This is a genomic window from Gelidibacter salicanalis, from assembly GCF_007997285.1.
Taxonomy (GTDB): Bacteria; Bacteroidota; Bacteroidia; order Flavobacteriales; family Flavobacteriaceae; genus Gelidibacter; species Gelidibacter salicanalis.
This window is the reverse complement of record NZ_VORX01000004.1, coordinates 224,794-238,169: the sequence shown is the minus strand read 5'-3', so window position 1 is coordinate 238,169 and position 13,376 is coordinate 224,794. Positions and strand designations below refer to the sequence as shown.

Genomic DNA, 13,376 nt, shown 5'->3' with positions numbered 1-13,376 from the left:
GGGAGGTAACCCAATCATATCTTTGAAAGTGGTTGTGAGGAGAAAAACCAAAATTTCAACTAAACTATTGGTGTTAAATTGGGTAAAAAAAAAAGCCTCATCTCCAAATTTAAAAATCCATTAAATACATATATTTTTCTTGCACCAACTCAAAGTAAATCAGCCTGGTAGACACTTAAAACAAACCCATATCTGACTGGTGAGTTTGATCTCTTATATACAGGTTATAATATATACAGGTTATAAACCTAAAGGATAAAACATAAGCAACCTATATTGTGACACGTGAATTGTTTCATGACTATATAATTTATTTATTATAATTCTCAATTTGTTCTTAGGTTCGTCAATTGAATTTTCATAATCTCCAATCAGAAAAAATTAAAGAATTTTGTCCAAAGAAATAATATAAATCATTGTTGTCCGATAAAGAATCAAGACCGCTGCGCTGTTAGAATAAAGAATTAAGACTTGTTTGCAACTAACTGACAAACAACGATCATTAAAATTAAAATCGCACATTCCCTCTCGGTAGAAACAGTTCCTAAATTGCAAGGTCTCATTTCGGAAATCTTCTAATGTCCCTTGCTTAAAATGAGTTTGTTAATTTATTATTTATTTTTATCGGACACTAATGAATATAAATAAACTAGAGATGCAAAGTATAATAGGATATGCGTTTAAACATACTGAACCAAGCTCAATTATTTTAAATAATACACGACTTAGAAAAAATCCTTTTTATTAAATGCTCGTTGGGGAGAAATGTAATGACAATAACTTTTAACAATATAGAAACAATCACTTGTAAATTTAATAAAAAAATACTAATAATCAATTGCTTACATGTAAATTATTAAGGTCCCAATTTCCCAGATCTTAGGATTTGTTTGTGATTTAAGAATTCTAGGTATATACGGACAAAGATTTGGACACATAAGGAATAATGTAAATATTCTCAATGAATAATTTGATTGAGTTTTAAGAAAGTCCAAATGAAAGATCAGCAATAAAATGTTGCTGGCATTAACGATTTTTTTACGTGAGGTGTGTTATTCGGCGGGGAACTCTCTACGTGCAAATTTAATTAATTGATTTACAACGTTTTAAAGCTAAACAAATAGTCCCTCTTTCTCCGCAAAAGGAAACCCACGACTTTTTAGTCGTGGATTTTCTATTTATAGGAACGACTCAAGCCCCTTAGGCTTGAAGGAGAGAGACTATAAATAAAAAACTTAGCATCGTCTTTTTAGACGATGCGTGGGTTTCAATGCTTGCCCAGGATTCCTCTTTTGGGATCAATTTATTAATCCCTCTTTCTCCGCGAAGTCAATTGATAATCAGTTAGTTATGAGTTTGACACCCAAAATTACACCCAATTCTGTATGAATTGGGTGTTTTTTTTTACTTTATCAGGATAGTGATTCTTAGATTGGAACAGTTAATTAAGAAATAAAAGTTTGCAACATGATAATAGAATTGTTATTTAGGAATGTTATCGAAATTAAATTGTTGCATGTACTTCTTCAAGACAATCATATGCCTTCTTAATTGTCTCTTAATTTCAGGAGCTTCCATTATATCAGATGCACGGTAACCATACTTTATAAAATTTCCTCTATATTTTCGAGAGAATGTCTTTTTTTCAAGCTTTCCATTCTTAAAAACTATTTTAGAACCTGGCAATTCTCTGGATTTAACCCCTCTGAAACTGTATAGTCTATAAAGTTTTCTCTTAAAAACAACTGCTTCATCTGTCAAACATTTTGCTTGTACCTTCTCTATCCGCTTAGATTTCATTGCAATACTTTCTTTCATTTCACGATAAAACCGAGAAACGTTCGCAGATTTTATTAACGTTTTATATCCATAAAAATCAAATCCTAGATATTGCAAATAGGAATTTGGAATCAACTGATCATTTTTAATTTTGAAACATTCGAGTTTGTTATTTATAGTTTTAAATATAAATTTTTCAGTTTTATCGGTTGAAATGGCTAACTTAATTTTTTCCATTTCTTCCAATATTGTCTTATGAGCTTCTTCTATATCGTCAATTTGGCAAATAACAACCAAATCGTCTGAATATCTCCGATAATAGCACCCCTTCATTTTTACCAATTTCTCTACTATACTTTCATCAAATGGAAGCATATACAAATTTGCAAGCATTGCGCTTATAGGTGAACCTTGTGGAATTCCAGAAATCACTCCATCCTTTTTCTTTTGATTCTTATAAACTTGAATTTCTGATTCATTAAAATCGGGATAGTCCTCAAATAATTGGAATTTGCCTTTATTTTTTAAATGAGCTATCTTCTTTTCATCCAAATGTCCTTTGTGTCTCTGTCTTAAATCATCGTAATAAAAATAGCTATAATTAGTTATTGATTTGAATACAGCATAATGATCCTTGGGTAAGCTTTTAGTCCCTAAGATCCTACTCCATATCTGTTTTAACTGTAAATGATTTAAGGTTGGAAAGAAATTTTTAATATCAAATGCTAAAACAGCACAGTCCTTTCTTAATTTAATTTCATCAAAAACTTCTTTAGCAAAATCGACATTGTACTTATAACGTATCCCATCTTCATTAGGAATTTGTCGATAGGCCGTAATACATTCATTTAAAAGCTCATCGCTTTTTATGAGCTTTTCATATTTTGGTTGAATAATTTTATGAGAATAATAAGAATAGATATGGGAATCTATGTGTGTAGCGTACATAATTGGACGCATTTTTACATTTGAAGAAATGTGTCCTTTATCATCGACAGTTTTATGCGAGCGCCTATTTAAACCTGCTGAAAATTTATATCGTCTATTATTTGTCTGTTTTAATATAAATGGTGTAAATCTATGCTTCTGTACATTTTTGGGACTAGAGACATAGATTTCTACATTAGATTTATCGGTTTTATTGATTCGGTTAGTTAAATGCAGATATCCTCTATCCTTAAACCAATCTTTTTTCTTTAAGGAAGAGTGTTGCATAGTTCTAAAAAAAGGAAGCCCTCAAAGCTAATTAACTAAAAATGCATAACATTAAGAAAACTTAATTGTACCACTAACCGAATTCTCGGTTCACTTCGCGTCGTTACGATATTTGCAGGACCATATTATAGAAGCCATAATGTCATCTCTAATCAATAAATTTCCAAATAGTATGAAAGTCTATCAAAGATTGATATATGCTCTTATTCTGGTTCTTATACCTTTCGTAATAAATGTTGAGCCCAACGTTGGGATTGACATTTATGGAGAAATGGTACACAGAAATCAATCTACGTATGATTTATCCCTCTAAATTTAGAGGTCTGATTGATTGGAGTATTACCTCACCACGGTACTGTAGATGTCATTTTTAAATGTAAAGGACTTCCTAATTGTAAGCCTAATTTAACTATTATTTCTTATTTGATACAGTATTATTTTTTTTCTTCTGGATCTTTTTAATATTCTCATAAATAAGTGAATCATCAGTAAAGAACTCCTTCGGTAAATATTCCTCCGAGAATTTTTCTTGGAAGGAATTGTACCAAATAATTTTATATAACTCCTCAGAACTTTTACGTTGTAATTCTCCGCTTTTTGGACAAAATTGGGATTTCTGAGTATTTGCCTTATAACCATTTAAAATGAAGGCTGGTGATGTATGGGTTAATGTAGTTCTTGTAGAAGACTTTGCATCTTGTCCCGCGGTTTTGAATTTCTTTCGTTTTTCTATCTTGTATGTTTTGAAAAATACTTTTTTACCAAATTCGTAATCTGCCACTGAATATTTCAAAGTTTCATCTATTAATTTTTTATGACTTTGTTCAACTTCTTCGTTTTCACTATGAAAAGTGAGATCCTTAATTGAAACTATACAATCTTGGTACAAAAAAGCTTCCTCAAAAATCATTCGATGTTGATTAAAATAAGCACATAAATATTTTACATTATCCGCAATTTTAGCTTTTATTAACTCGTTACTGTAGAGTTGCTTTTTTCTTTCGATATAAACTTCCTTAACACACATTAATGGCGGAATTTGGTTTACATAAGCATCAATTAACCCATCTTCCTGATAGACTAATGGATGAGACTTTAAAGTAATAATATCTCCAATATCAAATTTATTTTCACTCATATCTATGATGTTTATTTTGTTAATTCAATGAACAAAATTTTATAAAAATCAACTGTTCTCTACAATTGCAATTTCTTCTTCTGTCAACCTATACAACTCATAAACCATCTTGTCGATTTCCTTTTCTGTTTGGCCGATTTTGGTTTGAAGTTCTTGTGCTTTCTTTTTATTTTCCTCAAAGAGCTCCATCCATTTAAATTCGTCTTTTTTGGTTAGTTCTGGGATTGGGTCTAAACATTCTTTGGCTCTTTCTCTATTGGTGGATTTTATGGCTTTGTTGAGTTCTTTGATAAAATCACCAAAAGTAAGTTCATGCCAAGATTTTAATTTATTGCTCATTTTAGCTATACTGTAATTGCTCAAAACATATTTAAGAAACTGGCTAACTATAGAGCTTAAGTTCGTATTCCCAGAGATCATATACTTTGCACAATCCTCTAAAATTTTATTATCATCACTTAATGGAAATCTCAATTCTTTTAGATAATTGCCTTTAACGGCTAAGTTTAAAAACTTGGTAGCAAATAAGTAATTAATCAATTTGGAGTTTAATATTGCCAAGAAATAGTAAGTGCTGACTTTATTCGTGATAGGAGTCAAGAAAATTATACTTTCCATTCCATATGTCCCATTTTCATCTATAGTAGCGACGATTCTAGTCTTCAAACTTTCATTTCTAGTTCGCTGTAACATTATTTTTGGAGTATAATCCAAATCCTCTTTATCTCTAGGCCATTGCAATGAGTACCATGGGATTACGCCACTCAAACATTCTCTTCTTTTTTCTAATTTATATTTAAAAGGAACTAACCATTTCAAGGTTTTTTTGAAGTTATCAATATTTGTTTTCGAGTCTACATATAAAATTCGTTTACTATCATCTTTTATTTTCCACTTAGCAATATCTCTTCCCGAAACAATTGGTTTTAATAATTCTTCATCAAGGTTTGCGTGTCTCAACCTCTCTTTATTTTCAAATAAATATGATTCGTTATTTCCTGTGACCACACCTTGAAAAACCTTAAAATAATCCTTAACAAGAACGAATTTTCCATTAAAAAGTTTGTTAAACAGTTTTTCATTTCCATCTATTGATACACTAATTGTATTTTGATACTTTTCAAAATAATTCAACGGATAAACATGTTCTCTTTTGGCTTCAAAATCCAATGCATCAATAACTTTAATCTCTTTTAAATTAGATTTTTTAATAGTAATTATAACTGTATCAACGGTAGCATCGGAAAAAACTCCTCCGCCTGTATAACAAACTTCCGCCAACCATTCATTAGCTAAAAGTAAGTTTCGAATTTTTTTGTATGACAAATTATTTAAAATTATAGAAGGTATAATGAATGAAATCATTCCATTTCCAGTCAGAGTCATAGTTGATAGTTCAATAAAATTTACGAAAAGATCGCTTCTCTTATAAAATGTTAAAAAGCGTTTACCATAATAACTCTTATCTAAACTAGGTATATTTTCAACACTCACATAAGGCGGATTGCCTATAACTATATCAAACCCTCCTTTTTCAAAAACATGTTGAAACTCCTTTTCCCATTTAAAAGCTTTATCTCCAGCAACCTTTTTATCATCAATTAAACTGTTACCACATTTAATATTACTACTTAAATCGTTTAGTTTTCGGCGAGGTTGTGCTGTACGCAACCAAAGGGAGAGCTTAGCAATCTCAACACTTTCTTCATTCAAGTCAACACCATAAATATTGTTTTCTAAAATGGTGTTCTCAATATCCGGAAACTGTAAGCCACCTCCTAAAATTTTGGTTTTTAGTTCGTCAATATAAGTATGTTCTTTGATTAGAAAATCTAATGCTTGGTTTAAGAATGCACCAGAACCACAAGCAGGGTCACAAATGGTAAGTTGTAATAACCATTCACGGTATTCATCAAGAATATTTACGAGTTTCTCAATGGTTGTTTTATTTCTATTTTTTCGTCCTTTGAAGTATTCCTCTTCGTGGAAGTCTAACTCGATTTTCTTTTCTTCACAAAGTTTACCAATTGTATTTTCTACGATGTACTTAGTAATATATTTGGGCGTGTAAAAAACACCATCTTTTTTACGTTTACTTGTTTGCTTATCAAAATTGCCACCCTCAATTTCTGAATTTACACTTTCAATCTCATTAAGGGAATTCTCGAAAATGTGTCCAAGAATGTTGACATCTATCTGACTTTCAAAATCGTAATTAGATAGTTTAGACGTGTATTTATACAATAACTCACTGTCAATTTCCAATGCATCAAGAATGGCGTCTGGCTTAAATAAACCACCGTTGTAGGCGTAAATCTCAGCGCGACTTTGTGTTCCCTTTCTGCCTGTATCTAAGAAGTGGAAATACTGTTTAAAAAGATCGTATAATGGACGTTCATCGCCAAAATCCCAGTCATCTTTCCATTTTTTGAGAATTTGAAGTGTCGAGTTATAAGGCAACAACATTCTGTCTTCTGCAAAGAAAACAAATAAGAAACGGTCAATTAATTTTTGAGATTTTTGAAACAATGTGAGTTTCACATTCTTTTCAAGTCTAACAATATACTCTTGATTTTCTAGAAGATTAGTTTCACTTAACTTCGCTTTTACAGTTTTGGCATTACGTTTAACGAGATCCCTAAACAGTTCACGTTTAAAAATTGAATAGTCCTTATAGAATGCTTTGGTAATCTCCTCCTCTACTCTAACCGATGCTTCCTTAATTTTAAGCGGTGTCTGATTTAGTATGTTATTTATCTGTAAGCACAGGAATAGTAGCTTAAAGCGCTCTGGCGAGAGTGTAAACAGATCGAACTCCTCAAACTCTGTGGCATCGTTGATGTAAAAGCGAAGCTTTTCGAAATTAGATGTAATCACATAGACACAGTCTTTTTGATTTGCCTTATAATCAAAGGCTTGACGACGGATACTCTCTAAATCTTTGGTGTTTGTTCCCTTTAATTCAATAACACCAATAGCAACACCATCTTTTAAAATAGCACCGTCTGCCTTACGTTGGTTTTTCTCGTTCTTAAATTCCGTAGTTAAATTGGAATTGGGATTTGGAAACAGCGTGTAGCCAAGAATATTCACAAACAACTCATTTAGAAAGGTTGCCTGATACTGTTCTTCCTTTGCACTTTTGATGTTTTCTTGTATCGCCGTATTCCAGAAATATTTTTGATACTTTTTATATGCTTTATCTACTACTGCTTCATCGAGTAAAGCGAGATGGGATTTAAGTACTGATGCTTGAAATAATGCCATTACATTCTATAGAGTATTTATTGAGCCTCTAAAATAGGGAAAGTTAATTAAGATTAAAGAAGCCTACAAAATAATGAACATTAAAAATTATGGATCGCAATAATGAAATCAATTACGAAGCTGCTTCCAAATTAAAAGAGCTACTCAATATTTAAATAATGGTAGACAATATAAATTAAAACTCTGATGCCGTCTTGACTATCGGCAATGCTCAATTCACTATGGAGACTAGGTTTGCTATTAGAACATCAAATCTGGATTTTATTTTATTTCAATTAGAACAAATGAAAAACAAAAGCATTGAGCCAATTATTTAATCGCAGAGTATATTTCTAAAAATGCAACCCAACAACTCAAAGAATGTGGTATTAATTACATACATATTCCGGCGATGCGTTTATAAAACATCAAGATATGGCAGTTTTGTAGAAGGTCAAAAGCTACACTTCAAAACAACATCGTTTTCAACTCTTTAATCCTCTACTTCCATTACAGAATAATATTGGATATTTCAAAGACTATAATCAGATTGCCTCCACGCCTGCTTTTGTAAAACATGCTCTTATGTGAAAATAACGAAGCATTTAAAATAGCCGCCTACAAAATAATTGTAATAATCTAAACACATAATCGGAATATATCCGATTATGTGCTTATTTTTTCACATATAAACGCTATATTTACATTAGTTAATCGGAAGCAATCCGATTATCACCCACAATAATTACATTATGGATTTTAGAAACTTGATAAGGGACTATGCAGAAACCCCGATATCCAGACATTTGATCTTAGATCTACTACGTGATTATCAGCGGCCAAACGATAAGATTAGTGAGCTACTTAAAAGCAAGGAACTTATTTCTATTAGAAGAGGGTTATATATGACCGGACCTAGATTAGACTTGCCTGCACCGGAACCTTTTCTAATAGCAAACCATCTGAGAGGACCGAGCTATGTGTCATTAGAATCTGCCTTGTCCTATTGGAACATGATACCGGAAAAAGTTTATGAAATAAGTTCAGTGACCATAAAAACTTCAAAGTTATATAAAACTCCTGTTGGACGATTTAGTTACAAGCAATTAAAGATCCCCTATTATTCTTATGGAATAAAAAACATAGACCATTCACCCAAGCAAACAATGTTGGTTGCCTCTCCTGAAAAAGCTTTGTGTGACAAAGTTGTGCTAACACCAAAAATCTATCTTAGAACCATGAAACAAACCGAAGATTTTTTAATGGAGGATCTTCGTATGGACAGTGAACCATTAAGCACCTTAGATACGAATGTCATGGAATTATGGATTGAACATGCCCCTAAAAAAAGTAGTCTGGAAATGCTTATTAAAACGCTGAGAAAATTATGATTAAAGAATGGATCGCGGAATATAACCCTCAAAATGAAGAGGAACTATTATCCGCATTACGAGAAATAATGCAAGAAATCACTTTGGCAGGCCTATCAAGAACTGATTTTTTTGAGAAAGCAGTTTTTTATGGCGGAACTGCGCTCCGGATTTTTTATGGACTGGATAGGTATTCAGAAGATTTGGATTTTTCATTACTTAAACCTGATCCGAATTTTTCAATTGAGCCCTATTTTAACCCCGTTATAGATGAATTTAAGTCATTGGGACTGACTGTTAGCATTAGGGAGAAGAAAAAAACAAGACAAACGGCTATTGATTCTGCATTTCGGAAAGCCGAAACAATATGGCAAGAAATTGTGCTCGAAGATATCATCAAAGAAACCGGGGTGCGCTCTAACAAGACCTTGAAGATAAAAATAGAAGTTGACAGACAGCCTCCATTAAATTTCAAAACCGAAGAAAAGTTAGTGCTCCGTCCATTTTCCTTTTATGTGAAATGCTTTACCAAACCAAGTTTGTTCGCGGGCAAAATGCATGCCCTGCTATTTAGAAAATGGCTGAACAGGGTGAAAGGAAGGGATTGGTACGACCTGGAATGGTACATCAAAAAGGGAATCCCTTTGGATGTAAATCATTTCTTAACCAGAGCGAAAGATACTAAGGACTGGACAGACGATAGCATTACTACCGAACAGATTATAGGTCTATTGGACGCCAAGATCAAATCGGTTTCCTTTAACAGAATTAAAGAAGATGTTGTTAAGTTCATCCCAAATGATGCTGTCCTAAATATTTGGAGTCCCGAATATTTCAAGGATTTAATAGAAAAAATTAAATTTGAGAATACTTCGCCTTAGTGAAAGACCAACATTTAAGAATTGCCCCTAGTGGATAGGCCAAGAAAACTGAAAAGATTGAATACAGCAGCTTTTTAGTCATGGTCATTAAATAATTATCAGGATGGTTGTAAATTTTCGATTATAAATCATCAATTCTCGTTAATAATAAATCGTGTTGTTTTAAGATGCCGCGTAACGTTTATATGAGTTGTGGCGTGTGTTGGCACAAACCTCTCCAAATAAAAACTGGCTTGATAAAATCCGCAGGATTTCCCAAGTGTGAATCGACTAAGCAATAGCTATTTTGTTGTTTTTTAGTTGTTTTATCAGATTATTCAATTCAGAGTTCGGCTCTAATATTCATTCGGATTCAGAATAATGTCAGTCACTAAATTCTTGTCTTTATCGTAAAATCTATACACTAATTTCGCATTATATTTTTTAAAATATTCAGCTTGATTTTGGCTTTTTAAATTTTTCTTGAATTCTATGACGCTTTTTTTCTTCTTTTCTTCCATCTGTTTTTCTTTTTGTTAGGTTATCGTGGGCAATTAAACACACCCCTGCTTGCGTAAAAGTGTTTTTGTGCGTTCGGTTTTCTTTATTATATCATTATTTCTGCTTGATAATAATCATAACTTTTCATTTCTCCCGTGTCCATTTTAAAGTCATAAGTTATTTTGATTGTCTTGTTAATTTCAAAGTCAATCTTAGTTTTAAAAAGATCTCCGTCATAAGAAAAGGTATGATATTCTCCGTTTTCACCGCACAAGTCAATACCATCTGGCAGCGATTTAGAAAAGTCATCATTAATTTCTTTTCCAATGAATGTATGGTCAAGTTTGTCTGCCTGTGTCACAATAATTTTTGTCTTAATACCTGAATTTAAAAAGTCCTTAAAAATTTCTTCGGAAGTTTTGCCCCAAAGAGGTTCAACTACTTCAATTCCTAATGGATTTAGCTTACTCTCCCGATATGATTTCACATCTGCCAAAAATATATCACCAAAAATAAAATGTGTTACGCCTTGCTTTTTAAAATGTCCTACTGCTTCGGTCATTCCTTCCTCATAGGTTTTAGTGTTCTTAGAAAGGGAAACAGTATAAAGCGGAATTCCAATACTGTCCGCTTGTTTTAATAATAGTTTCAGAGGAATAGAATGAATTGAAGATGTCAGTGTTTCTTCGCTGATAGTTGTCAATAGTGAAACGACCTCAAATTCATTTTCTTTAAGTGTCTTTTGAAGTGCTAAGGCAGAGTCCTTGCCGCCACTCCAATTAAATACTGCTTTTTTTCTTTCGGTCATATGTTCTGTTACAAGGTTTTTCTAAATTGACGCACAACGTTTGTGGTAGCTTAGAATATTAACAAACAACTCCTTTAGAAAGGTTGCTTGATATTGTTCTTCTTTGGCGCTTATGATCTTTTACTGTATCGTCGTATTCCATAAGTATTTTTGATACTTTTTGTATGCTTTATCGACTACTGCTTCATCGCGTAAAGCGAGATGGGATTTAATTACTGATGGTTGAAATAATGCCATTAAATGCTATAGCGTATTATTGAGCCTCTAAAATAGGGAAAGTTAATTAGCATTAACCCAATGATCAATCACATTGTATTAGTATTTGGTTATTTATAGCGTTATGTCAAATTGATATTTAATTTACGGGTGTTCAATAAACAATCAATACCGCAACGTCTTCTAGAACCAAGAATAAACCTGACCACTAGCAGGCAGGGACTTGCTTTCAACAACAAGCAAACAAGCACAATTACAATTAAAATCACCCAATTATTCTCGGTAAAAATAGTTTCTAAAAAGCAAAACGCCATTTTCAATACATCTAATTACCACTTAAATTACGGTGGAAATCTAATATTTGGCCATTAAAACGCTATAACCGTTTCAGTTTAGGAAGCATGGCCTCATTTTTAATTTGAAAGAGTTCTTCGTTTTGTAAAACTTCATTTAAAAACTGCATCACCTCAAGCATATAAGGTCCTTTGTTGAGCATAATACATTCCGCTTTTAAGGCATTGTTGATATCTGAAATTTCCGACCGGGAAGGAATTCCGTTTTTCGCTAAATTCTCCAGCACTTGAGTCGCCCAAATAATAGGTGTGTGCGCTGCGGTACACATGCGCAGAATTTCATTTTGAACGCGACCACTATTTAGCCAACCCACTTCAATTGCCAAATCGCCTCGTGCAATCATTACTCCAAACGCATTCTCTTTAGTCATGGTGGCCAAGAGAATATCCTTTAAATTGTTATAGGCTTTTTTAGTTTCGATTTTTAATATGATGCTGATAGTGTTGGCTTTATGAGTTTCCATCAATTGGAATAAATCATCTAAATCATCTGTAGTATTGACGAAACTGAAATTAACAATATCGGCAATTTTGGCTATGGTGGCAAAATCCTCCTTGTCTTTCGGCGTCAATCCGGCAATTCCTAAATTAGTTTCAGGGAGATTGATGCCTTTATCAGTTTTTAATTTCGAACCCTCAAGCTTACACCGTGTAATATTGATGCCTATTTTCTTGTCTTCTACATAAGTAATGGTTCCTTCAATTTTACCATCATCAAAATAAATGGGTTCTCCTGGTTTTACTTTTGAAATAATTTCCGGAAAGGTGCATCGTATTTGTTTTATTTCCTTGGTATGCGGTAAACTGTCATCAATAATTTCGATAGTATCCCCTTTATTGAGCAACATGAAATCTACATCCTCAGAAGTCAATAAAGTCCTGATTTTAGGACCGCCTAAATCCATGGCAATTTTTACCAAACGTTGGTGTTTGGAAGCTGCTTTACGAATATGATTTGCCATAGCAACCCATTCTTTTTCAGTATCGTGCGCACAATTAATTCGTGCACAATTCATGCCTTGCACCACTAAATCCTCGATTAATTGATAGTTTGTGGCAGCTTCGGAAGGTATGGTGACCATAAGCCTTACCCGCTTCTTTTTTGTTTTTCGGCCCAGAAGCAATTTGGTGTTTTTGATGAGCTTTTTTTCGGCACGAGCAATCGTGATATACTTTTGTTTATTGATGTCATTTGGCTCCTTCAATAGCGCACAGACCAATTGATGTATCAGATGCAGGGAATGCATGATATGATCTTCCGAACGCGCAAGACGTGAAACACCAATTTTCTTGAGCTTTTTTTGAAGTTCGCTCAAATCGAGTTCACGAATAGAAGCATAATGTAATAGGTTGTCTGCACTTGATGTTTTTCGTTTGATAGGTTTCACATCTTTGGGCACTGACACGTTCTGCAGTTGTTCGATGACGCTTTCCAGCTCTTGTTTAAGTAATGCTAATTTTTTCTTGTTCATTGTTGTCGCGTTAAGCCCAGTGCATTTAGTTTACGAGTTTATTAAATAAGTTACAAACATAACAGGATTTCAAGACGATTCCATTTATTTATGGCAACAGCTTAAAGATTGTATTCTATTTTCTTTCAGTGTTGTCCGATGCAGAATCAAGACCGCTGCGTTGTTAGTCCCGATAGCGCTTGGGAAAAGAACATAGGCTTGCTTGCAATGAACTGACAAATTACGATCAGTTAAATTCAAAATCATCACATTACTTTTGGTAGAAAAAGATTTTAAAAAATAAGATATCATTTCGAAAATCTCCTAATGTCTCTTGATCTAAAGGAGTTTGTTAATTTATATTATTACCGGACACTAATCTTTGTAAAGATATAGTAGAACTGATACTTATCATACTTTTTCCTTAAATCTTAGTCTA

The 13,376-nt window shown here is 32.9% G+C and carries 8 protein-coding genes; 2 read left to right on the top strand and 6 right to left on the bottom strand.

Translation table 11 applies throughout. The annotated features are described in order from the left end of the window. Nucleotides 1-1,482: 1,482 nt before the first annotated feature. The 3 genes from ES711_RS10385 to ES711_RS10375 form a co-directional block, all read right to left on the bottom strand. Complete coding sequence (locus tag ES711_RS10385; protein WP_146893226.1) at nucleotides 1,483-2,994, bottom strand: reverse transcriptase domain-containing protein; 1,512 nt, start codon at nucleotides 2,992-2,994, stop codon at nucleotides 1,483-1,485. A gap of 412 nt (nucleotides 2,995-3,406) precedes the next feature. Beyond that, a complete protein-coding gene (locus ES711_RS10380; protein WP_146893225.1) occupies nucleotides 3,407-4,132 on the bottom strand; it encodes a hypothetical protein in 726 nt (241 codons plus the stop codon). A 48-nt stretch (nucleotides 4,133-4,180) separates the two neighbouring features. After that, nucleotides 4,181-7,399, bottom strand: a complete 3,219-nt coding sequence (locus ES711_RS10375) for an Eco57I restriction-modification methylase domain-containing protein (protein ID WP_146893224.1) — start codon at nucleotides 7,397-7,399, stop codon at nucleotides 4,181-4,183. A gap of 731 nt (nucleotides 7,400-8,130) precedes the next feature. Between ES711_RS10375 and ES711_RS10370 the strand changes: the two genes are divergently transcribed. Both ES711_RS10370 and ES711_RS10365 read left to right on the top strand, forming a co-directional pair. Beyond that, nucleotides 8,131-8,769 (top strand): type IV toxin-antitoxin system AbiEi family antitoxin domain-containing protein, encoded by a 639-nt coding sequence (locus ES711_RS10370; protein WP_146893223.1) that lies wholly within the window; start codon nucleotides 8,131-8,133, stop codon nucleotides 8,767-8,769. Next, nucleotides 8,766-9,629 (top strand): nucleotidyl transferase AbiEii/AbiGii toxin family protein, encoded by an 864-nt coding sequence (locus ES711_RS10365; RefSeq protein ID WP_146893222.1) that lies wholly within the window; start codon nucleotides 8,766-8,768, stop codon nucleotides 9,627-9,629. The genes ES711_RS10370 and ES711_RS10365 overlap by 4 nt, the downstream gene beginning before the upstream one ends. Nucleotides 9,630-9,964: 335 nt before the next feature. Here ES711_RS10365 and ES711_RS16265 read toward each other — a convergent pair whose 3' ends face one another. The 3 genes from ES711_RS16265 to ES711_RS10355 all read right to left on the bottom strand — a co-directional run bounded on the left by ES711_RS16265 (nucleotide 9,965) and on the right by ES711_RS10355 (nucleotide 12,958). Further along, entirely contained in the window at nucleotides 9,965-10,129 is a 165-nt protein-coding gene (locus ES711_RS16265) for a hypothetical protein (RefSeq protein WP_170245263.1), read from the bottom strand. A gap of 86 nt (nucleotides 10,130-10,215) precedes the next feature. Next, nucleotides 10,216-10,917 (bottom strand): adenine nucleotide alpha hydrolase, encoded by a 702-nt coding sequence (locus ES711_RS10360; RefSeq protein WP_146893221.1) that lies wholly within the window; start codon nucleotides 10,915-10,917, stop codon nucleotides 10,216-10,218. A 592-nt stretch (nucleotides 10,918-11,509) separates the two neighbouring features. After that, nucleotides 11,510-12,958, bottom strand: coding sequence for a pyruvate kinase (locus ES711_RS10355; RefSeq protein ID WP_146893220.1), 1,449 nt, complete (start codon nucleotides 12,956-12,958; stop codon nucleotides 11,510-11,512). Nucleotides 12,959-13,376: the final 418 nt, after the last annotated feature.